The 22,931-nt window shown below is 60.3% G+C and carries 18 protein-coding genes; 8 read left to right on the forward strand and 10 right to left on the reverse strand.

Annotated features, from left to right (window positions below; all coding sequences use genetic code 11):
• Positions 1-16: 16 nt before the first annotated feature.
• The 3 genes from ACQZ6J_RS29830 to ACQZ6J_RS29840 all read right to left on the reverse strand — a co-directional run bounded on the left by ACQZ6J_RS29830 (position 17) and on the right by ACQZ6J_RS29840 (position 2,220).
• Entirely contained in the window at positions 17-781 is a 765-nt protein-coding gene (locus tag ACQZ6J_RS29830; protein WP_449086678.1) for an amino acid ABC transporter ATP-binding protein, read from the reverse strand.
• A complete protein-coding gene (locus ACQZ6J_RS29835) occupies positions 778-1,704 on the reverse strand; it encodes an amino acid ABC transporter permease (RefSeq protein WP_449086679.1) in 927 nt (308 codons plus the stop codon). Before ACQZ6J_RS29835 ends, ACQZ6J_RS29830 begins: the two co-directional genes overlap by 4 nt.
• Positions 1,705-1,851: 147 nt before the next feature.
• Entirely contained in the window at positions 1,852-2,220 is a 369-nt protein-coding gene (locus ACQZ6J_RS29840) for a hypothetical protein (RefSeq protein ID WP_449086680.1), read from the reverse strand.
• Positions 2,221-2,292: 72 nt separating this feature from the next.
• Here ACQZ6J_RS29840 and ACQZ6J_RS29845 point away from each other — a divergent pair, with 72 nt between their 5' ends.
• From ACQZ6J_RS29845 to ACQZ6J_RS29855, 3 genes are all read left to right on the forward strand, one after another.
• Positions 2,293-3,468 (forward strand): efflux RND transporter periplasmic adaptor subunit, encoded by a 1,176-nt coding sequence (locus ACQZ6J_RS29845; RefSeq protein WP_449086681.1) that lies wholly within the window; start codon positions 2,293-2,295, stop codon positions 3,466-3,468.
• Between the two features lie 40 nt (positions 3,469-3,508).
• A complete protein-coding gene (locus tag ACQZ6J_RS29850) occupies positions 3,509-6,703 on the forward strand; it encodes an efflux RND transporter permease subunit (RefSeq protein ID WP_449086682.1) in 3,195 nt (1,064 codons plus the stop codon).
• A gap of 76 nt (positions 6,704-6,779) precedes the next feature.
• A complete protein-coding gene (locus ACQZ6J_RS29855; RefSeq protein ID WP_449086683.1) occupies positions 6,780-6,923 on the forward strand; it encodes a hypothetical protein in 144 nt (47 codons plus the stop codon).
• Between the two features lie 29 nt (positions 6,924-6,952).
• On the opposite strand, the gene ACQZ6J_RS29860 is transcribed toward ACQZ6J_RS29855, so the two are convergent.
• Positions 6,953-7,861 carry a LysR family transcriptional regulator gene (locus ACQZ6J_RS29860; protein WP_163991939.1) on the reverse strand — a complete coding sequence of 303 codons (909 nt, stop codon included), beginning with the start codon at positions 7,859-7,861 and terminating at the stop codon, positions 6,953-6,955.
• A 601-nt stretch (positions 7,862-8,462) separates the two neighbouring features.
• Here ACQZ6J_RS29860 and ACQZ6J_RS29865 point away from each other — a divergent pair.
• Positions 8,463-10,010, forward strand: coding sequence for an MFS transporter (locus ACQZ6J_RS29865; protein ID WP_449086684.1), 1,548 nt, complete (start codon positions 8,463-8,465; stop codon positions 10,008-10,010).
• A gap of 200 nt (positions 10,011-10,210) precedes the next feature.
• Here the strand turns inward: ACQZ6J_RS29865 and ACQZ6J_RS29870 are convergent, their stop codons facing one another.
• Positions 10,211-10,942 (reverse strand): gamma-glutamylcyclotransferase, encoded by a 732-nt coding sequence (locus ACQZ6J_RS29870; RefSeq protein WP_449086685.1) that lies wholly within the window; start codon positions 10,940-10,942, stop codon positions 10,211-10,213.
• On the reverse strand, positions 10,929-11,321 hold the full coding sequence (locus ACQZ6J_RS29875) for a DUF427 domain-containing protein (RefSeq protein ID WP_163991945.1): 393 nt from the start codon (positions 11,319-11,321) through the stop codon (positions 10,929-10,931). The genes ACQZ6J_RS29870 and ACQZ6J_RS29875 overlap by 14 nt, the downstream gene beginning before the upstream one ends.
• Positions 11,322-11,562: 241 nt before the next feature.
• On the opposite strand from ACQZ6J_RS29875, the gene ACQZ6J_RS29880 reads away from it, so the two are divergent.
• Complete coding sequence (locus ACQZ6J_RS29880) at positions 11,563-12,831, forward strand: epoxide hydrolase family protein (RefSeq protein ID WP_449086686.1); 1,269 nt, start codon at positions 11,563-11,565, stop codon at positions 12,829-12,831.
• Positions 12,832-12,958: 127 nt separating this feature from the next.
• Positions 12,959-13,606, forward strand: a complete 648-nt coding sequence (locus ACQZ6J_RS29885; protein WP_449086687.1) for a glutathione S-transferase family protein — start codon at positions 12,959-12,961, stop codon at positions 13,604-13,606.
• 260 nt (positions 13,607-13,866) lie between these two features.
• Here ACQZ6J_RS29885 and ACQZ6J_RS29890 read toward each other — a convergent pair whose 3' ends face one another.
• Positions 13,867-15,756, reverse strand: a complete 1,890-nt coding sequence (locus ACQZ6J_RS29890) for a methyl-accepting chemotaxis protein (RefSeq protein ID WP_449086688.1) — start codon at positions 15,754-15,756, stop codon at positions 13,867-13,869.
• A 1,699-nt stretch (positions 15,757-17,455) separates the two neighbouring features.
• On the opposite strand from ACQZ6J_RS29890, the gene ACQZ6J_RS29895 reads away from it, so the two are divergent.
• Positions 17,456-17,959: an HIT family protein gene (locus ACQZ6J_RS29895; protein WP_449086689.1), complete on the forward strand. Its 504-nt coding sequence runs from the start codon at positions 17,456-17,458 to the stop codon at positions 17,957-17,959.
• Between the two features lie 731 nt (positions 17,960-18,690).
• Positions 18,691-18,861: a hypothetical protein gene (locus ACQZ6J_RS29900; RefSeq protein ID WP_204326805.1), complete on the forward strand. Its 171-nt coding sequence runs from the start codon at positions 18,691-18,693 to the stop codon at positions 18,859-18,861.
• Positions 18,862-19,061: 200 nt separating this feature from the next.
• Here ACQZ6J_RS29900 and repC read toward each other — a convergent pair whose 3' ends face one another.
• The 3 genes from repC to repA form a co-directional block, all read right to left on the reverse strand.
• Positions 19,062-20,297 (reverse strand): plasmid replication protein RepC, encoded by a 1,236-nt coding sequence (gene repC / locus ACQZ6J_RS29905; RefSeq protein ID WP_449086690.1) that lies wholly within the window; start codon positions 20,295-20,297, stop codon positions 19,062-19,064.
• Positions 20,298-20,485: 188 nt separating this feature from the next.
• Entirely contained in the window at positions 20,486-21,523 is a 1,038-nt protein-coding gene (gene repB / locus ACQZ6J_RS29910; protein WP_449086691.1) for a plasmid partitioning protein RepB, read from the reverse strand.
• Positions 21,520-22,743 (reverse strand): plasmid partitioning protein RepA, encoded by a 1,224-nt coding sequence (repA, locus tag ACQZ6J_RS29915; protein ID WP_163991956.1) that lies wholly within the window; start codon positions 22,741-22,743, stop codon positions 21,520-21,522. Before repA ends, repB begins: the two co-directional genes overlap by 4 nt.
• Between the last annotated feature and the right edge of the window lie 188 nt (positions 22,744-22,931).

Here is a 22,931-nt window from a genome sequence, read left to right on the forward strand (position 1 = left end):
TTGGACAGAAAAGTTTTCACGCGAGCACGCGGCTCAGGAATGAGCGCACGCGCGGATCGGCGGGGTTGCTGAGCACTTCGCTGGGCGGGCCGATTTCGCGGATCTCGCCGTCGATCATCACCACGACCCGGTCGGCGACCTCCCGGGCAAAGCCGATTTCGTGGGTGACGACGATCATCGTGGTGCCGCCGCGCGCCAGATTGCGCATGACCTCCAGCACCTCGCCGACAAGTTCCGGGTCGAGGGCGCTCGTCGGCTCGTCGAAGAGCATGACGCGCGGCTCCATGGCGAGCGCGCGGGCGATCGCGACGCGTTGCTTCTGACCGCCAGAAAGCTGCGAAGGATAGCTTGACGCTTTGGCGGCCATGCCGACCTGCTCCAGCAGATCCATGGCGCGCGCTTCGGCTTCCGCGCGCTTTATTCCACGCACCACCATCGGCCCCTCGATAACGTTGCCGAGCACCGTGCGATGGGCGAAGAGATTGAAATGCTGAAACACCATGCCGAGCTGGCTCTGCTGGGCGCGCAGATGCCGCACCGACAATTCCTGCAGGGCGCCGTGCGATAGCGTGTAGCCCATAATGGCTCCGTCCACCCAGACATAGCCGCCGTTCGGCGTTTCGAGATGATTGATGCAGCGCAAGAACGTGCTCTTGCCGCTGCCGGAGGGACCGAGGATGCACAACACCTCGCCATAGGCGACATCCAGGTCGAGGCCCTTCAGAACCTCGTGATTGCCAAAACTCTTGCGGATTCCGACCGCCTTGACTGCGAGACTCATGCTTCCCTCGTGGTGACAGGTCGCCGTGCCCAGCCCGAGAACCAGCGGCGCTCGGTGGTAGCGTTAGCCGCGTCGCGGCCGAAATGGCGCTCGAGATAGTATTGGCAGATCGAAAGAACCGTGGTGCCGGCCAGGTACCAGATGGCGCAGACGAACAGCAGTTCGATGACTGCGCCGTTGATGAAGTAGATGCGCTGTGCCGCATTCAGCATCTCGCCCATGGCGATGGTGGCGGCAAGCGAAGAGAACTTCAGCATGCCGATGGCGCTGTTGCCTAGCACCGGCAGGATCAAGCGCAAGGTCTGCGGCAGGATGATGCGGCGCATGGTCTGGCCGGGAGTCATGCCGAGCGTATGCGCCGCTTCCTTCTGGCCGCGATCGACGGAAGCAATGCCGCCGCGCACGACCTCCGTGAGATAGGAGCCCTCGTTGACGCCGAGCCCAAGGACGGCAGCGACGAAGGGCGTGACGACATCGACCATGCGGGCATCTATGAGGCCCGGAATATGCAGCCGGGGAAAGACCAGCGCGATGTTGAACCAGATGAGAAGCTGCAGCAGCACCGGTGTGCCACGGAATATCCAGACGTAGAGCCAGGAGGCAAAGCGCAGGATCGGGTTTTCCGAAAGTCGCATGATGCCGAAGGCAAAGCCGAGGAAGACGCCGAGCACGAGGGCGCAGGCTGAAATCAGCAGGGTCCAGCCGAAACCGGTAACGATGACACCCGCCGTCAGAAACTGGCCGACCACGGTCCACTGGATTTGCCCGACGGCGAACGCATGGCCGATGACAATCAGGAGGATGAGAACAAGGCCACCGCTGACCCAGCGTCCGGGGTGCCGCAGGCGACGCACGGTCACCTCGGGACCAGGGAGATCCGCAAGAGACAATGTGGCGGTTTGTTTTGGATCAGACTGTGACATGATTTCCAGATTGTAGGGTTAGGCCTACAACTAGATAGAAGCTCGACCTGATGAAGTCAAGCAGCATTTGTCCGGACGGCTTCCGCTTCTAAAACCGATGCTCCGTTCAGGCTACAAGAGGTGGGTCCGTAGAGAAAAATACAGGCTTCACACGAACCGCTCGCCGACGGGATGCTTTTGGCTGGGAATTGAAGCGGGATCGGCAACCGATGAGAAACGGCAGATCGCATCAATCATCATCTGCGGATGGATCGTGTCGTACGCTGTGAAACGCGTCATGGGCACAGGATGGTCAGCACATCGGACGGGACCATACCGCCTCCGCCGGAGCACCAGGCCTTGAACCTGGTTGTTATAGCCATCTCGCCACATGCCGCTACGTGCGGCAATCCATGAAGCAACGCCATCGTCAGGAATTGTATCGCCTCTGGCGACAGTCAATAGCATTTTCCTACATTTATCCCTCCTGAGCGACAGCACATATTTCCTCCCGAACCAGTCGATGACGCCCGTCATCGGCTCATCCGAAATCCATGAACGACCATCCGTTCCCGTTCCGGTTCGAGAGGGAATCCAGGAGCTAGACCAATGAGATCGCTTTCGAAGCGCTGGGCCCTGTGGGGCGCCGGCATGAGCGTGGCTGCGTCCGTTTCCGGCGCGGCGCTTTATTTCAATCCTCCGCACGACGCCGCTGCCAGCGAGCAGAGTAAACCGGCGGCAACGGCCGTGCCGGTCACCTATGAGACGGTTCACACCCGTAATGTCGTGAGCTGGCAGCAGTTTTCGGGGCGCCTCGAAGCGATCGAACGCGTCGACGTTCGCGCCCGTGTCGCCGGTGCCGTACAGTCCATCCATTTTCGCGAAGGCGCACTGGTCCGCCAGGGCGACATTCTCGTGACCATCGATCCGGCGCCCTACGAGGCTCTGGTGGCACAGGCTGAAGCGCAGGTCATCGGAGCCGAAGCCCGGCTCGACATAACAAGGATCGAGCTTGAGCGTGGTCGGCGGTTGCTCACCAGCAAGGCGATATCGCAAAGCGATCTCGATCAGCGCGCCGCGGCGGCAAGCGAAGCGCAAGCTAATCTTCGCTCAGTACAGGCGCTTCTGCGAACCGCGCAGCTTAATCTCGATTTCACCAATGTTCGCGCGCCCGTCTCCGGCCGCGTCGGCAGGATCGACGTGACGCCCGGGAACCTGGTGGATGCCGGCTCGGCATCGGCATCGCTGACACGGCTCGTCTCTGTCGATCCGATCTACGCCACCTTCAATGTCGGGGAACAGGTCATCGCCGAAGCGCTGGCCAAACTCGGCAGCGATACCGACATCGGCCGTATCCCCGTCGAGATCGGCACGCTCTCCGACGACGGAACTCCGGTCCGGGGAAGACTCCAGCTCGTCGGCAACGAGGTCGATAGCGCCAGCGGCACCATCGTCGTCCGCGCCGTCTTCGACAATCCGGAAGGCCGGCTCATGCCCGGTCAGTTCGTGCGCGTCCGCATCGGGCAGCCGGAAGCGGACAGCCATGTGCTGATTTCGGAACGCGCCATCGGCACCGACCAGGACAAGAAGTTCGTCTTTGCGATCGGCGCGGACAACACGATCGCCTATCGCACGGTCCAACTCGGCGAGACCGCCGATGGCATGCGCATCATCCAAAGCGGCCTTCAGGACGGCGATCGCATCGTCGTCAGCGGCCTGCAGCGGGTGAAGCCCGGCGCCCTCGTCGATCCCCGGCCAACCGATCTCAGTGCGGCCGCGCAATAGCGGCGGCCGCCTTTCCCAATCCTTTTCCATGGAGAGCAAAATGAATATCTCCCGTTTCTTTGTGGATCGGCCGGTCTCTGCCGCCGTGCTCTCGATCCTCATCGTCGTCGCAGGCCTGATCGGCATGCGGTCCCTGCCGATCTCAGAATATCCGGAGGTCGTACCGCCTTCGGTCGTCGTCACCGCGCAATATCCCGGCGCCAACCCGAAGGTCATCGCCGAGACCGTGGCGACCCCGATCGAGGAGCAGATCAATGGCGTCGAAAACATGCTCTACATGTCGAGCCAGGCGACCTCGGACGGCCTGCTGACGCTGACCGTCACCTTCAGGCTCGGTACGGACGCCGACAAGGCGCAGCAGCTCGTCCAGAACCGTGTCAGCCAGGCCGAGCCGCGGCTGCCGCAGGCCGTGCGCGATCTCGGCGTGACGACGGTTAAGAGCTCGCCCGACCTGATGATGGTCGTGAACCTGCTGTCGCCGGACGATCGCTACGACATCACCTACCTGCGCAACTACGCCCTCCTGAACATCAAGGATCGGCTTGCCCGCATCGACGGTGTCGGCCAGGTCATGCTCTATGGCGCCGGAGACTATTCGATGCGTGTCTGGATCGACCCGCAAAGGGCGGCCGAACGCGGTCTCTCGGCCACCGATATCGCGAACGCCGTGCGCCAGCAGAACGTTCAGGCCGCCGCCGGCATCATCGGCGCTTCGCCGAGCGTTCCCGGCCTCGACATGCAGTTCTCGGTCAACGCCCAGGGCCGCCTGACGACGCCGGAGGAATTCGGCGATATCATCGTCAAGTCGGGCGCCAATGGCGAAATCACCCGCCTGCGCGACGTCGCCCGCATCGAGATGGGGGCAGCCGACTATTCGCTGCGCGCGCGCCTCGATGGACAGCCGGCCGTGGCCATCCCTGTCTTCCAGGCACCGGGCTCCAATGCCATCGCCATCTCCGATGAGGTGCGCAAGACCATGGACGAGCTGCAGCAGGCGATGCCCGACGGCGTCAGATACGACATCGTCTATGACACCACCCAGTTCGTACGCACCTCGATCGAGAAAGTCGTCGATACGCTGCTGGAAGCCGTCGCTCTTGTCGTGATCGTCGTCATTCTGTTCCTGCAGACCTGGCGCGCGTCCATCATCCCGCTGGTCGCCGTTCCGGTGTCGATCATCGGCACGTTCGCCGTGATGTACCTGATGGGTTTTTCCATCAATGCGCTGAGCCTCTTCGGCCTGGTACTGGCAATCGGCATCGTCGTCGACGACGCGATCGTCGTGGTCGAGAATGTCGAGCGCAACATTGAACATGGCCTGTCGCCGCGGGAAGCCACCTATCGGGCCATGAAGGAAGTCTCCGGTCCCATCATCGCCATCGCACTCGTGCTCGTCGCCGTCTTCGTGCCGCTGGCCTTCATCTCCGGCCTGACCGGTCAGTTCTACCGCCAGTTCGCGCTGACGATCGCCATTTCCACCGTCATCTCCGCTTTCAACTCGCTGACGCTGTCTCCGGCACTCGCTGCCCTTCTCCTGAAGGATCGTCACGCGCCGAAGGATCTGCTGACACGCGGCATGGATCGTCTGTTCGGCTGGTTCTTCCGCGGCTTCAACAAGGCGTTCAGCCGCGGCTCGAGTGCCTATGGCAAAGGCGTCGGCGGCCTGCTGTCGCGCAAGAGCATCATCATGGTCGTCTATCTCGCCATGATCGGCGCGACCTACGGCCTCTTCCAGCAGGCTCCGGGTGGTTTCGTTCCGGCGCAGGATAAACAGTTCCTGATCGGCTTCGCCCAGCTTCCCGACGGCGCGACGCTGGAACGTACGGAAGATGTCATGGGGCGTATGGACAAGATCATCCGCGATCAGGAGGGTGTCGGCCATGCGCTCGCCTTCACCGGCATGTCTATCAACGGCTTCACCAACTCTTCCAATGCCGGCCTGATCTTCATCCCGCTGAAATCCTTCGACGAACGCAAGGGCGCCGGCCTGTCCGGCAATGCCATCGCCGCGGAGCTCAACAAGAAGCTCGGCACGATCCAGGATGCCTTCATCGCCATCTTCCCGCCGCCGCCCGTCCAGGGTCTCGGCACGACCGGCGGCTTCAAGCTGCAGATCGAGGACCGCGCCGGCCTCGGTTACCAGGCACTGGACGATGCCAAGAAGGCTTTCCTTGAAAAGGCCGCAACGGCTCCTGAGCTGACGGGTCTTTATTCGAGCTACCAGGTCAACGTGCCGCAGCTCTTTGCCGATCTCGATCGCGCCAAGGCCCAGCAGCTCGGCGTCTCGGTGACCGACGTCTTCGATACGCTGCAGATCTATCTCGGCTCGCTCTATGTCAACGACTTCAACGCCTTCGGCCGCACCTACAGCGTCCGTCTGCAGGCCGATGCCAAGTTCCGTGCTCATGCCGGCGATATCGGCCAGTTGAAGGTGCGCTCGGCTTCCGGCCAGATGATCCCGTTGTCGGCGCTGATGAAGATTGACTTCGCGACCGGTTCGGAACGCGCGATCCGCTACAACGGCTTCCTGTCGGCCGACATCAACGGCGCGCCTGCGGAGGGCTATTCGACCGGTCAGGCCCAGGCCGCCATCGATCGGATTGCCGCTGAAACCCTGCCGAAAAGCATGGGCTTCGAATGGACCGACCTCACCTACCAGCAGATCATCACCGGCAACTCGGGCGTCCTGGTCTTCCCGCTGGCATTGCTGCTCGTCTTCCTGGTGCTGGCCGCCCAGTATGAGAGCTTCACCCTGCCGATCGCGATCGTCATGATCGTGCCGATGGGCGTTCTGGCTGCCCTGACGGGCATCTGGCTGACGGGTGGCGACAACAACATCTTCACCCAGATCGGCCTCATCGTCCTTGTCGGCCTCTCGGCGAAGAACGCCATCCTGATTGTGGAATTCGCCCGCGAGCTGGAATTCGAAGGCCGCAAGCCGGTTCAAGCGGCCATCGAGGCCAGCCGGTTGCGCCTGCGCCCGATCCTCATGACCTCCATGGCCTTCATCATGGGTGTGGTCCCGCTCGTCACTTCGACGGGCGCCGGCGCCGAAATGCGGGCCGCCATGGGAGTCGCCGTCTTCTCCGGCATGATCGGCGTCACCTTCTTCGGCATCTTCATGACGCCGGTCTTCTACGTGTTGGTTCGCAGGCTCTCGGGCAATCGCCCGCTGCCGCAGCACCACCCGCAGAACGACAACCAGGCGCAGGTCATGCACATCGCCGCCGAGTGATCCCAGGAGATGCGGGGCAATGGCCTCGCATCTCCACTCTCCAGATCTTCCATACCCCCAAATTCAGGAGCAAGACATGCAACACAGATATCAGATCGACGAACGCTGGCCGCCCTATGCGAGGGAGCGGCTACTCTTCTTCTGCAGACCATTTGAATATATGGCCGCAGGCATTGCCGTCATGGCACTCGCCGCGGGCGCGATGATGGCCATCCTGTAGCAATCCCATATTGCCAACCAAGGGCTCCGCTACTCCAGCGGAGCCTTCAGCACATCGGCGAGATGCTCGAGCACGACGCGCGTCTTCGGCGGCATCCGGCGGCCGAGCGGGATCAACGCATGCACCGGCGGACCATCGACATCCACTTCCGGCAACACCTTTACCATCTCGCCGGACAGGACATGCGGATGAGCGACGCGATCGAAGATTTGACCGATGCCGAGGCCATTCCTCACCGCATCGATCATCGACCGTCCGTCACCGACCACAATGCTGGCATTCGGTGAGAGCTCGGACGTATGCGGCCCCTCATAGATCGTCCAGGGCCGAAGCCGGCCCGAACCTGCGCGGAAAATGACAGCCTCCTGAAGGAGAAGATCGCGGATGGAGGTGATCGGCTCGCGCGCCGCCAGATAGGCGGGCGACGCGTAAAGTCCAAGCCTCAGATCGCAAAGCTTGCGTACTGTGATCTCGCCCTCCGACGGCAGAGAGCCAATGCGCACCACTATATCCCACCCCTCGCCCACCGCGTCAGACTGGCGATCGGTCAGAGAGAGTTCGATACTGACGAGCGGATATTTCCTGCGAATCTCAGGCAATGTCGGAATAAGCAGCCCGCCGAAACCCACCGGCGCATCCATTCGGACACGCCCAGCCGGCTGCTCCCGCCGCGCCGCCAGCGCGATCTCCGCCTCGCTCAGCCCTTCGAGCGCGACCCGGGCCGCCTCAAGATAGGTCTCCCCATCCTCCGTCAGCCGCACCGCCCGCGTGGTGCGCTGGAAGAGCTTCGTCCCGAGCCGCTGCTCCAGGCGCTGGACCGCCTTGCCGACATTGGACTTGCTGGTCTCCAGCTGCTCGGCGGCGCGGGTGAAACTCGCATGCTGCGCTACCGCGACAAAGGTGGCGATGTCATGTACCGGCGGCGAAGTCAGGGCCATTGTCGCTCCTTGCTCTACAAGCACCCACTCCCGTCTCGTTAACACGCCGCGCCCGACACTGGAAAGGAATTGCTGGATGGGAGACGTTGTCTCCCCAAGGGAGACACTGCTGCGCCGGGCAGACGGTTTATCCACCGACCGCCACACCTCATATTCGCAGCCGGCAATGCCGCTATGCCAAGACCAGGTTCCGGCATCGCATGGGGCAGGCCGGGTATCGCCGTCGTTCTCTCTCTCCCGACGGCGATACCTTCTTTCGCCAAACCTTTCGGCATGCACATGTTCGCATCGGCAGCTCATCATAGGCAAAACCTCGCGGCTCTCCTGCTCCTTGCAGGCCTCGGTCTGGTCATGATCTCGCATGCCGCAAACACTGCGATGCCTCCGCGCCTCGTCCGGGAAGAGACACCCGCCTTTCGAACACTGCCGCGATGGACCGGCGAAGAGCCATGCAGGCGCAGATAGGAATCGCCCGACGATATTTGTCGCCCGACGAGAGACAGACAATCGCGCCGCGCGGCGTTTATCGCCGTGAAGCGAAATTGCACTTTGTCATGCGAAGCGGTCGAGCAAACCGCAAAACCACAACGAGGTTTTCGTCATGACAATAGGTTCCAATTCTCCAACAAGGCAGGGACAGCTTTCGGTGCTGCTGGCAGTCTGCCTTGCGGCGCTCATCCTGCCGCTCAGTTTCTCGGGCGCTGCCATGGCAACCCACACCATCGGTCAGGAACTCGGCGGCACCGCCGCCGCCATGAACTGGATCACCAATTCCTTCATGCTGACCTTCGGCGGCTTCCTGATGACGGCAGGCGCGCTTTCCGACGTCTTCGGCCGCAAGCGCATCTTCATATCAGGCGTCGTCCTTTTTGCCCTCGCCTCGCTCGGCCTCAGTGTCGCGCCGTCGCTCGGAATCCTCAATGGCTTGCGCGCAGTGCAGGGCCTGGCGGCGGCCGCGGCGCTTGCCGGCGGATCGGCGGCGCTCGCACAGGAATTCGAGGGGCATGCCCGCACCCGTGCGTTCAGCATGATCGGCACCACGTTCGGCGTCGGGCTTGCCTTCGGTCCGATCCTGTCGGGCTTCCTCATCGAAAGCTTCGGTTGGCGATCGATCTTCCTGTCAGGTACGTTGGTCGGCTCCCTCTCGCTGCTGATCGCCATCCCGCGCATGACGGAATCGAAGAATCCGGAAGCCGCCGGGTTCGACTGGTTCGGTGCGGCGACATTCACCGCGATGCTGTCGCTGCTGACTTTCGCATTGATCGAAGGCCCCGCCAACGGCTGGACCAGTGCTTACGTGCTGACGCTTCTTTTCGGTGCGGCTGCAGCCCTGATCGGTTTCGTGGCGCTGGAAAACCGCGTCCGCCAGCCTCTGCTCGATCTTTCGCTGTTCCGCTACGCCCGTTTCGTCGGCGTCCAGGTGCTGCCGATCGCCACGACCTATTCCTATGTCGTGCTCCTGATCCTGCTGCCACTGCGCTTCGTCGGCATCGAAGGGTATGACGAGATCGAAGCCGGCCTGCTGATGCTCGCTCTCTCCGCCCCCATGCTCGTCGTGCCGCTGCTTGCAGCCACCCTTGCCCGACGCATCGCCGCCGGCATGCTGGCCGGCACCGGGCTGCTGATCGCCGCCGCCGGCCTTTTCTATCTCAGCCGTATCGAAATCGGCGCCGATACCATGGCGCTTGTTCCGCCGCTTCTGCTGATCGGTATCGGCGCGGGCATGCCCTGGGGTCTGATGGACGGGCTCTCCGTCACCGTCGTGCCCAAGGAGCAGGCCGGGATGGCAACGGGCATCTTCAACACCACGAAGGTGGCCGGCGAGGGCATCACGCTCGCCATGGTCAACGCCATCCTCGCCGCCTTTGCCGCATCAGCCCTGCAGCAGGCGATCTCCGGCAAGTTCAACGGCGACGAAATCGGCGCGGCCGCCAGGCATCTCGCCACCGGCGATCTTGCCCGAGCTGCCCATCTGCTGCCAGGAATTTCCCCTGAAACATTGGCGGCAACCTATGGCACGGCTTTCGATGCGCTGATCTATGTGCTGATCGCAATCACACTGCTTGCCGCTGCAGTCGTCTTTGGGCTGCTCGGCAATACGAAGGCCTCTGAGGAGGAAGCAAACCCGGTCGTATCGCCGGGGGAATAGCAAAACAGGGCCACTATGGACAAGGCTCGTAACCGTCGATCGCACCATTCCGATTGGAGGTGCTGGAAACGGTTACGAGCCTTTTCTGTTCAATTGAAAGCCCCGAAATGGCAGCTCGACATTTGCCGCAAGCCGCAGGCTTCCGGCTTAGTCCGTCCGCAAAGCAGGGCGGAGTACCTGGTTTGGCGATTGGAAACTCCTCAGCGAAGTCTTGCGGAAGATTGCAGCTGGGCCGCCTCGACATCGGCGGCCAGCCCTTCCAGCGCCTCGTCCATGATGCCGAGCGCTCTCAGCCCATCGCGCGTGCGGAAGAGATAGTCCGCGGAGCTGCCGATGCTGCCGGAAGCTGTCGCAAGCCGCTGCACCCTCGCCTCATGGGAAAGACCGCCGGCATAGGCGCTTGCAAGCGGATCCATGGTAAAGGCGATACCGCCGCCAAAGCGCATGCCACTTTCGTCGAGCAAATCGACCCAGCGCGGGATATAGGCATGGGCCACCATCTCCCGCCGCCATAGCAGTTCCAGTTCATGAGCGAGGTCTTCCTCGGCCAAGCGCAATGCGACGCCATCGCAGGCGCCGCCTTCGTCGAGGCCGAGCACGAGGCCGGGATTATCGGGCGAGCCGCGCCCGGAGACGGTGGCCACGCAGAAGGACCTGTGCCAGCCGCTGATGCGGGCAGGCCGCTGCTCAACACTGTGAATGACAGGATTCCAGATCAGCGATCCATAGGCAAACACCCAGATATCGCCCGCCGGTCGCACGGCAAGTATCGACGCCAGCGAGTCCCGGCGCTCCTCTTCGGTCAGAAGCCGCAGTGTCGGAGCATCACCGGCAATCAGGGCCTCGAACGTGCCACTCAGCAGCAGGTCGCGCGAAAGGACCTCTTCGCCGGAGCATAAGACAGGACCGCGGACCTTGTTATTGACGGTCATGGCGTTCCCACTCTTCGATACAGGCGATCTGTCCGGAAACGAAGGCTATGTAGCCGGCAATGGAAGCGACGGCGGGATAGGACGTCTCATAGGACCATGCCGCCTTGGCATGGTACCGCCCGTCGACGGCAAGATCGAAGTAGCTGGCTGCGCCCTTGTAGGGGCAATGGCTGCTGTGATCGTTGCGGCGGAGGTAATCCATCGCAACGTCCGCGCGGGGGATGTAATGCACGGGCGGCAGGTTCGCCTCCCGCAATGTCAACGCGTGCAGGCTGTCGGCGACGATCCTGCCGCCGGCGCGAACCACAACCCGCGAAGGGTTCGGCCGCAGCCTGATCGGATGGTCGTCGTCCGGAATTTTCATGCGTGGGTCGCTCATGGACGTCCTCGAATAACAGGATGTTGGCGCCCATCATCCATGCGCACGCGCGCGTGATAAAGGAGGCTTTTACGGACAAACTGTCTCTCTCATCGCAACAATAGCATCGCCCGCTTTATCGCCGTGCAGGATACAGAGAGTCTCATCTTCCAGCGTTTATCGCATCATGTTCCTCAGCCACATTTGCTTCAGAGCGAACGGCAGGCCATCGCAGCCGGCTCCGACAGCAAAGGATGAGACCATGTTCGATTTGAAAATAGGCTCCAGGAACGAAGGCGACCTGTCGCTTTCTCGCAGACAATTGCTGCAGGCGGCAGCAGCAATCGGCGTCGCGCTCGCGCCCCTGCCGAGCTTCGCCGCTCCAGCCTCCGCTACCGGGCTCGTGCCCTTCAGGATCGACATCCCCCGGGCCGATCTCGACGACTTGAAGCTTAGGCTCGCCAGGACCCGCTGGCCCGAGCGGGAAACGGTTTCGGATGCCTCTCAGGGCGCCCAGCTCGAGAAGGTGAAGGCCCTCGTCGATTATTGGCGCACGACATACGATTGGCGCCGCCTTGAGGCACGCCTGAACGCCTATCCGCAGTTCAAGACCGAGATAGACGGTCTCGGCATCCATTTCCTGCATATCCGCTCAAGGCATGAGAACGCCCTGCCACTCATCATGACGCATGGCTGGCCGGGCTCGATCGTTGAATTCCTCGAGGTGATCGAGCCGCTGACCGATCCGACGGCGCATGGCGGCAAGGCAGAGGATGCCTTCCATGTCGTCCTGCCATCGATCCCCGGCCACGGCTTCAGCGACAAGCCGACGGAAAAGGGCTGGAACCGTACCCGGATCGCTCATGCCTGGGACGAGCTGATGCACCGGCTTGGCTATGACAGCTATGTCGCGCAAGGCGGCGACTGGGGCAGCGTCATCACCACGGAAATGGGTCGGCTGCAGGTCAAGGGTCTGAAGGCGATGCATATCAACCTGCCCTTTGTCGTTCCAAACCCCTTCCCCTCCGATCGGACGCCGGACGAAGAGGTCGTGAGCGAACAGCTGAAGCTTTTCAGCGAAGGCTCCGCCTACTTCCAGATCCACGCCACGCGACCGCAGACCATTGGCTATGCGCTTGCCGACTCGCCCTCCGGTCAGGCGGCCTGGATTTATGAGAAGCTCGCCTCCTGGAGCGACAGCAACGGCGATCCCGAAAATATCTTCACCTATGATCAGATGCTCGACGACATCATGTTCTACTGGGTCACCGACAGCGGCGCATCCTCCGCGCGGATGTATGCGGAGAATGCCGACCTGACCTTCAATTCGATCCCCGTCGCTATCCCGACCGGTGTCTCGGTCTTCCCCGGCGAGATCTTCACGCCTCCTAGAAAGTGGGCGGAACGGACGTTCAGCAACCTGGTCTATTGGAACCGCGCGGAACGGGGTGGGCATTTCGCCGCCTTCGAACAGCCGAAGATCTTCACGAGCGAATTGCGGGCCGCATTTTCGAGCCTTCGGAACAAATGATCGGCCTTGCGGGCCACATTATCTCTCCTGAAGAGACAGAGTATCGCATTCTCGCGGATTTATCCGCGAAGTTCGACGCAATAACCTTCTTCCATCGACATCGCTTCTCACAAAAGGAAACAAGACTATGAAACTCTATATCGCCGACGACACCTGCTCCCGTGCAGTCCAGCTCATTGCCAACGAAATCGGCCTCTCCCCCGAGTTGATCCACTTCGATGTCTTCGGCAAGAGCACCTCCAATGGTGATGATTTCGCCAAGGTCAATCCGCTTCTCTACGTGCCGGCGCTGTCGCTGGACAATCAGGAGGACATACTGGCGGAAACGATCGTCGTCATTTCCTATCTCGCGGACCAGCATCCGGCGGCGGGACTGATTCCCGTTCGCGGCACGCTGGAGCGCGCCAAGCTTGACCAGTTGCTCGTGTTCATGGCCACGGAAATTGCTCAGAAGCATATTCCGCTCATGCGCAAGCTTCTGACCGCCGAGGGTATCGCGTTCACCACCAACAAGCTGCTCACGGCTTACAAGGTTCTGGACGATCGCCTTGCTGACGGGCGCCCGTATCTGTTTGGCGACACGTTCACCGTGGCCGACGCCTATGCCTGGGCGACCATGTGGGGCAGCCGTTCCGGCGTGAATATCGACCACCTCAAGAACTTCGCCGCCTGGAAGGACCGTATCGACGCACGCCCTTCTGCCGTCAAGGCGCTGCGCGACGAAGCCGAAATCGTCGCGTTCCATAGAGCCCAGATCGCTGCCCACGCTGCCTGAGCTACCAAAATAAGGAGCTGCGGGATCCACGCCGCAGCTCCCTCGCCTGGAAAACACCCATCAGGAGGATCATCCCATGCATATCGCCCTGACATCCAGGACTGCGATGGTCTCCATCAGTAACGAACACTCATCGGTGTCCGCCATCTAGCGGGCGTAGTTGAAACGTCATTCCGCATCACGATCCATCTGCATAGCGTTCATTGCTCTCCCACTCGTGCGCGGCCGGGAGGCATGGGATAGCCCCTGGCAGCCGATGTTCAGGCCGCACGCGAGGAGAACTCGCCTCCCTGCCGCTGATGAGAACCTTCCCGGCCCGGTTCGAGGCGGAAATTCGCAAGCAGATCTTTCAATTGTTCGGCTTGGGAGGCGAGGTTTCCGCTGGCCGCGGAGGTTTCCTCAACCATTGCCGCATTCTGCTGCGTCCCCTGGTCGATCGAATTGACCGCGATGTTTATCTCGCCCAGACTGGCGGACTGTTCGTGTGACGCCTTGACTATGGCGACGACGTGCCCGCTGATCTCCTGCACATCCGCGATAATGGCCTGCAATGCCGTGCCGGTTTCACCGACCAGCGTAACGCCGGATTTCACCTCATGGTCGGATTTGGCGATAAGCGCCTTGATTTCCTTTGCCGCATTGGCGGATCGCTGTGCCAGCTCGCGCACTTCCTGGGCGACGACGGCAAAGCCTTTGCCGGCATCTCCAGCGCGGGCGGCTTCGACACCGGCATTGAGTGCCAGGAGATTTGTTTGAAAGGCGATTTCATCCATCATGTCGGTGATCGATCCGATCGCCCGTGACGAACGCTCGATCTCGCCCATCGTCTTTACCGCCTGTTGAACGATCGCGCCGGACTTTTCGGCGCTTGCGCTCGTCCGGGCAACGACGCCACCGGCTTCCTCAGCCCGCTTTGCGGCATTCCCCACTGTCGCAGTGATCTGACTAAGGGCGGCGGCAGTTTCCTCGACCGATGCGGCCTGACGTTCCGTGCGTTTCGACAGATCATGAGCAGCCGAGCTGACCTCGCTTGCCGCGCCGTCGATCGACAAGGCGTTTTGTTCGACCGACTGCAGGGCCTTGCGCAGGATCTCCACCGAATTGTTAAAATCGAGCCGAAGCGTGTCGAGCGCGGGGATGAAGGGTTCCACGATCTTGCATGTCAGATTGCCATCGGCAACCTGACCCAGCCCCGCGCCGATCTCGTTCACGGCGCGGACCCGCCCGGTAATGTCGGTGGCGAACTTCACCACCTTTGTCACCTTGCCGTCCTCATCGAAGATCGGGTTGTAGGATGCCTGGATCCAGACCTCGCGCCCGCCCTTGCCGAAGCGCTTGAACTCTTCCGCGACGAACTCGCCGCTGCGCAACCGCTGCCAGAACGCGGCGTAAGCCGGGCTATGCTGATAGGCGGGATCGACGAACATGCCGTGGTGGCGCCCGACGATCTCGGGCAGTTGATAGCCGAGCGTCGAAAGGAAATTCTCGTTGGCGGTCAAAATCTCGCCTTCAGGCGTGAACTCGATAACAGCCTGGGCGCGCGAAATAGCGGTAATCTTGCCCTGCGCATCGCGGGCGGCCGCCACCAGACCGGTGGCTCTGTCGGCCTCCGTGCGCGCCTGTTCCTCATTGTAACGAGCAATGGAAAGCAGCTTGTGGGTCTGAGCGATCGTCCAGACCAGGGCCACGGTTTCGAGCACAAGGATCACCGCGTGCAAAATCACGCGGCCGAGACTCCCGCCGCCGTAGAAAACGAGAGTGTCGAGGCTCAAGCCGAGACCCAGATGATGTACGGCAACGAGCGCCGCGCCTAACAGAATGACGCGGATGTCATACATGAGGGCGCTGATCGCCAATGCTGCGAAAAACGCCATGTGAATGTCGGTTTGCCAGGGATGCCCTCGCGTGGCGATCAGCAGCGCCACGATCTCCGTCATGAGCGCGGTCACGATCATCAGCCGCAGGGCGTCACCCTGGCGCATCGCGACATAGGTCGTGCCGAGACCCAGAAGTCCGACAATGGCTAGTACGGATGCAAGGCCGAAGGAACCCTGAATGGCCCAATCGACGGTGAGGGTCGTCGCCGCCAGAAAGGCGACGATTGCACAGAGTGCTATGCTGGACAGCTTTCGGACATGATCAAGCGTCATCGGACTACCTTGAGACAGGTTGAGTTTGTTGTGTCAGCGGCTCGCAAAGACCTCTTGCCGCAAGAGTGAAAAGCGCACCTGCGGAGCGAACGCGCGATGCGAACTCTGAGTCAGGCGCATAAGCGACGACCACGTTGGAAAATCGGGAGGGAGCGACGATTGACCCGCCGGCGGCCACAACGACTTTCCACGCTGTCACTTCGTCGGTGAGGGCGGGGAATACGACAGCCATTTGCCCCGTGGATGGCGGCGCGTAGTCCGCAACAAGAAGACATGCGACGGTGAACAGCGCCATGAAGAGGGCAGGCAGGAGCGCGGAGATCATAAGTGGTGGCGACGCAGCGCTTATCGGGAAGCTATCGACCGCCTCCGCCGAGTCATGGTCCTGCCGATGACGAAAAATCCTCAATGCCCTGCCCCTCCCTCCGACCAGCCCTGCTATGCATCCGTTCGATCATGGCGGCCATTGGCGACGAGAGGATCGATGCGTGTATTCGATCAATTCTCACCGGAGGAAGGAAGCATGCGGACGCGCCGCGCTTCCTTTGCCTGACCCTGGCGAACCTCGAACGTCGTTCACCCAGGATATCTGGCCCCCACCAATCTTCCTCGAAAGAATGAGGAATATCCGTCCACGGCTTTTCAACGATAAGATCAACAGATCCAGCGCCGATGCAGCGAGCCGCAAACCGATATATTCGGAGTTACTCTCTCCCAAGCTTGAGCATCCGGATCGAAGGTCATTTAATACCTTAATGGTTAACGATCCGGTACGAGGTATACGTTGGAATCGGTGAGGGAAGAGACCGGGGATCGTTTATGGCATCTCGGAATCGACGCCCCCAACCATCATGCCACGTTCAATCTTGACTCATCGCGCCATGCTCCTGTCGTTCTCCGCGAAAGACGCAGGCATTCTTCTGCAGTTCCGAAGGAGTTGAACCCCTCCCGCATGGGATGCTCGGCGAGAGGAAGAGGAACGAAGCATGAGCGGCACCCCTCCTCGACCCTTGCGAGGATCCCGAGGCAGACCATCTCGATCGGAACGCTTGCGACTGTGATGATTGGGAGCCTGTTTGAATTTACCCTATCGGCAAACCCTAGGGAGTATACAGCCCTTGCTGGAATTCGAGCCAAGCCGGCAAAAATCCTGACAGCTGTCAGGGTTCGCGCATTGCCGTGGACGGGATGGATGACAATTTTGGCAGGCTTATTCAAAGGAGCTTTTGAGCGTAGAGGCACGGTGTAACCATTAGTCCATTTCAAAACCCTGACAGCTGTCAGGATTCTGAAACAGACTGTAAGGAGGTCTTGGCCGCTGAGGCCGCCGGGCAAACCCCGAGGTATCGCGGCGAGGGGCTTAACGGTGGCATTCGACGTCAAGCGTGCAACGTGATCGATCTGCCGGCAGCCGGCCTGCTACGCACAATAGCTGCCCGGACAGAAGTCTCGTGTCCCAACGGCAGAAATGCGCGGGACTGATCTTGGCTGTCACCGTGCGCTACTTGCTTTGAAGGGTCTCGGCACCCGCCTGACTATCGGGCTTTGACCACTCCAGCCTCGACGAGCTTGACAGGCAAGGGTGCGCATCTCTCTGATGAAAGAGATACATCGTGAGTGCTCGAACAAATATACGACGCCAATCCAACTTCAAGTTTCCACTAGCGGCACTCGCTGAACGCTGAGAAAGGATGGATCATTGCCGTCTGCCCCTGAGCTCCTCATAACCGAGACCGACGGATGGATCGTCAGTCATCGAGTGAACTCGTCTCTTCCCGGCTATCTGATCATTGCCTCGAAACGGTTCGCCAGCGATCTGTCCGAGTTGCCTGATGACACCTTGCGCGAGCTTGGCCCGCTGCTGGCTCTGACGCAGATCCTTCTTCGCCGGAAGTTGAATGCCCGGCGCGTCTATATCGGCCGATATGGACATGTACCCGGGCAATCGTTCCATTTTCATATCATCCCGATCTACCCGTGGGTAGAAGAGTTGTTTTGGCTCGACGAGCGATACCGAGTGCTTCAACAATTCACGGAAGGGACCGCGGAAGAAACAACCGACGGCGCCGAGCTGACGCTGTTCGCGTGGCGCGAATTCTGCGAGCGTCTCCAACCGCCACTCATCAAGGGGCCAACGGTTCCAGAGGTCGTCGAACTGCTCAAAAAAAGCATATCGTCACGACCGTCACCGATCAATCTTTGAACGGATGCAAAACGTCCGATCATGCCTGTCGAGGCCCTGCTGACGCCACTGTCGCCGCGACACAGGAAAGAGGGAATCCTGGTTGGGATTTGGAGGGGGAATTTGCTTGACTTATAGGCGCGACTATCGTGCTATATGTTCCATAGCGGTCGAAATTATCGTCCGGATGGCTAAGTTCGAAACTTGATAGCCTTTTGATTTTTCAGAGTAAATTTCTATATGTGAAGCTATCTGGCAATTAGCTTCCATCAGCCATACAGTCGCTGGATATGCCTGTTCAGCTGTGTGCTCGGCCCTTTGATCGAGAGCGGAATTCCATCATAATCGGCTCTGATGGCGGCTTTTTCACCGCATTCTGGACCTCTTTTGAAGGCTCGAAACGGGCAGATCGCAAGTGCCGCGACGTGCTTTATTCTCCCGAAAGGCCCCTTCCGGACTGAAAGGCTTTCGAAGGGGATGCAAACCGCATCCGGGATAGCGGCCTGATTTCCGCCTAGTGATGCAGCCACGTTTTGAAGCGATGGCAGAGGGAGTTTGTCAGAAATGCCACCTCTTGCCCTCTCCCTGAAACTGCGGCGCTTACCCGAAGCCCAACCGGCCTTTTGGGTCTCGAATGTCACCGGAGCATTACGAAATTGTAAGGGTGCTATTCATTTTCGGTTAAGTCTCGATGGGGCATCAAAGTCATGCGTAAACACGCAGCATCAACCCCCAATGCTTACGAGGCTCACATGAAAAACCTGTTTCTTGCTTCCGCCATCGCCCTGGTATCCGTTGTCGCCGTCAGCGCCCCGTCCCAGGCTGCTCCGTTCCATCGTCATCACCATGATTGCGTCGTCAAGAATGTAAAGCACAAGGTTCACGGCCATTGGGTCGTTCGCAAGGAACGCGTTTGCCGTTAATTATCGCATTCCTGTCGTCGGTAGTGATCGGCGATAAACTGGACGGCCATAGCTGAGTGGATCGGCTGTGGCCGTATCGTTTCATGGGCAGCAAACTTCATAGCGTCGTTCGATCTGACTGAACCTCGGAAGCCGGATCTTGGGAACAAGCCGTCTGAAATACCGGTCTCGCTGAAATCGGTGCCTTTTGGTTAGTCGTCTCACGACCTCATGACGAAACCTTTGCCTGGCACAGCGCCACCTCCGCTGTTGGCTCGAAGCAGCGCGGTCAGGACAGGGCCAAGCGAGAACGCCCCCCGCTTTGCCTTTGTCGAGAGATCTCGCAGGTAGGCTCCGGCTGAGTTGATATGCCCGGATCGTTCGAGGATGCAGGCCGTCGTCGCGGCCGCGTTTTCCGGCCCCATCATGTCACAGGCATCCTGGTAGGCTCTCGGGCTGATACCAAGCATCGATCGCACCACAACGGCGGCGGACATCATGTCTCGCCAGCTGTTGATTGTGCCTGTCGGACCATAGGCGTTTATCTCGGGGCAGGCTTTCAGCACCAGGTCGAGTGGAAATACTTTCATCGCGCCGTCAAAGGACGGCTTTCGGTTTTCAGGTTTTGCTTCCTGCTCGTTTTCAAAACTGACTTCAGATTCAGAGATGGATTCTGGATTTGAATTCTGTATGTGGTGCTCACCATGAGCATCATTGGTGCTATAATTCTGCGTTTTTTGCTGTGTTTCCAGAAGCTTGACGATTTCGCTCCGCAAACGCTCCATATCATGGAGGATCGAGGCGATCTCTATCATCGCGGGAGAGCGTGGAATGCGCCCGATGAGGTGCGAGAAGCACTCTTCGATGAAGAGCCAATCACCCGCCGCACCTTCCTCGATCGCCGCTGCAATCAGCTTGCGAATGTCGCGCCGGCATATGGTGAGGTTCTCCCTTGCGCGACGAAGGGCAAGACGATCGGCAACGACCTGCTGTGCCACGGAAGCCAATTCCTCGGCGCGCCAGAGAAGTGGGGAAATATCGAAGCCGAATGCGCTTTCGATCTCACCGGCCCGGTCTTTCCTGGCATAGCGCTTGCCATTGGCGCTATCCCTTCGAAGGATCAGGCCGGCTTCGATAAGAAGAGCGAGATGCCGGCGGAGCGTTGCGCCCGCAATACCATGAGCACGCAACGTCAATTGCGCGTTTGAGGGAAAGACGACAAGCTGAGCATCCCGACGAAGTTCGTTCTCGGGATAGAAACTCAGCAAGGCGCTGAGCACCGCAAGGCTGCGATCCTGTAATCCCAATCGTTCTCGTGCCTCGGAGACATCTCGAAAGATTTTCCATTTGTCGGCCGATCTGACTCGGCCCGTTTCGGCAGCGGCAATCTGCCGCCGCACCAAGGCAAGCGCCAACGATCGCCGCCCGAATGGCGTCGTTATATGTCCTTCCTGCATTTTCCTCACCTTCAAGAAGGCAAAAGAAATCCGCTCACCAAAAACAGTGCCTAAATACTCTTGACTAGGATTCGGGGAAATGCGATTCTTCAGTTGCTACATTGAAGAGAAGGCTTCCACGACGGCAACGTTTGGGGGCCTTTTTCTTTTGCTTGGCTTCCTTTCCAATCAAAAAAACCTGACAGCTGTCAGGAGTTACGGTTATCTCGCTGACGGGAGAAGCGCTCGATCAAGCCGGGCAGTTCTCCTTCGACAAATTTTATGAAGTCCGCGCCCCGCGCTCCTTCGCCCAGGATTCGAACCTCTTTCGGTAGTACCACACAGGCACCAAGCCGCGTTCCCGAGGAATCGGCAATCGGGATCTGGGGGGTGCCGTTCGGACCGGAGCGTGGCTTGATCGCGTTCAGCGCCAGCTGGAATCGCTCATCCGATGTTTCGTGTCCTTCACGCGTGCCTGGCAGGATCGCACGCACAGCCTGCAACGCATCCGGCGCGGCTGAAATCATTTTAGCCAGCTCCAGCCAACGCGGGCGGCCGATCTTCGGAGCCCTGCCGATCGATGCGATCACATCTGTGGGGATCGCGCGATAGACGCTGCGCATGCGGGCAAGTTCCGCATCCTCGATCGAAAGAGCAGCATAGATATGCCGCGCCTTAATGCCGGCGTCGTCCATACGGGCGGCGAACAGCGCGCGTTCGATCCAGGTCAGATCCTGCCTGCTGGCGTTCTCTATCCCTTGGGCCAAAACGAGGTCGAGATCGGAGATCTGCACCTCTATGGCGCGTACGGTGCGCCCGAGTTCAAGTGCGGCGCGCCATCTCCGGTGGCCGTAAATAACCTGATATCGATCGCCCGCGGATGGATGCCGCCGAACCTGGATCGGAACCTTCTGACCTTCCTCCTCGATCGAGCGCTTGAAGAGCTCGAAGTCATGCGGGTTGTCGTCCGGCAGACGATCCGGATAGGGGGAGGGATCGATGAGATTTGGATCGAGATCCTCAATCCAGCCGCCGCCGGCTTCGACGATGGCACGCAGTCGATCGCGCTCGGCACGAATGTCGCCAATCGCACGGTGCGCAGCACCGATGACGCCCGCTCCAACGCGGGCCGGCTGAGCCGGGGCAGGGGCGGGCGAAGGTTGGCTGGTCGCGGCTTCTTCACTTTCCAGTTCGGCTGAAAGCAGACCAAAGCTGGCGACGATGGATTTTCTCGGGCTCTTGCTCATCCTCGCCCCCAGCTTGCATTGATGAGTTGTACGATCGCTTCATTGACAGCGTCGACCGACTCGCGTGCACGCTTATGCGTATCGCGACCGATCTGCCCCATTTCCAGTTCGTAAATCGAACGCTTGGCAAGCCCCGCCGCCTCGACGGCCGTGCTTTCGATCGCCGTCGGCAAGAGGACGTCGGAGCCGAAAAGATGGCGCAGCAAGGCCACGACTTGCGACTGGGGCGCATCGTTCGGATCATGGCGCGTGACGAGATAGCGAATGAAATCCTGGTCGAGCTGGGCGCCGCTCTCGTTGAGCACGCTGATCAAGTCGCCCATCATGAGCAGGAACTGGCTCATCGACGCCACGTCGAGCATGGCGGGGTGGACCGTGATGATCATGCTCGTGGCTGCATAGATCGCACTGAGCGTCAGGAAGCCGAGCGACGGAGGCGTGTCCAGTATGACGACGTCGTAGTCCGCTTCTATCTCGGCCAGAACGAGCTTCAGCCGCTCGAAAAAGATGGCGCCGGAAGCTGACTTCTGGGCGAGAACGCGAGGGGTCTCGTGCTCGTACTCCATCACTTCCAGATTGCCCGGAATAAGGTCGATACCGTCGAAATAGGTCTTGCGGATGATGTCGCGAATTGGACGCCGTTCGGCCTCCTCATATCGCAATGCCGCATAGATGGTCTCGTTGGCGCCGACGTCGATTTCCGGTTGTGCGCCGAACATCGCCGAAAGCGATGCCTGCGGATCGAGATCGAGGGCAAGGACGCGATAGCCGTGCAGGGCGAGATAGTGCGCGAGATGAACGCAACTGGTCGTCTTGGCGCTTCCGCCCTTGAAGTTGGCGACGGCGAGAACTTGAAGATGTTCACCAGGGCGGCGGCGCGGCAGGAAACGCAGGGCCTCGGCGGGCTTCTGTTTGGCAAACAGCTCCCGCAATTCGTTGATCTGGGCGAGGGTGTAGACCCGGTGGTTGTTCTCCAGCCGGCTGGGCGCAGGCCCTCTGCCTTCGCTCGACATCAGCTTCAAGGTCGAATCCGGAATGGACGTCAGCTTGGACACTTCGTTGGTCAGGAACTGACGGAGCATCTTTTCAGACTTCGGCGGATACATGCGCGTTCTGAGCTGCTGGAGCTGACCCGACAATATCGTCGCATGGCGCGCAATTTTGCTGCCTGCGTTTTCCTTGGAAGGAGCTATTGTCTCCGTGCGGTTTGCTATCGCCATTTGTCCCTCTTGGCGGCCTGTCGCCGGTTTGCCGACCTTTGCCCGCCAGAAGATAGAACACGATTCTGTCAGGGCGTCCAGAGATTAACGGTTAACGCCCGGTTAACGTGTGACAGTCGGGACTCTCTGTTGCAGCGCTCAATACACTGCTTTTTCTGACTTTTCTCGGAGATGCCGCCGCTGACGGC

The sequence above is a fragment of the Rhizobium sp. A37_96 genome (assembly GCF_053521765.1).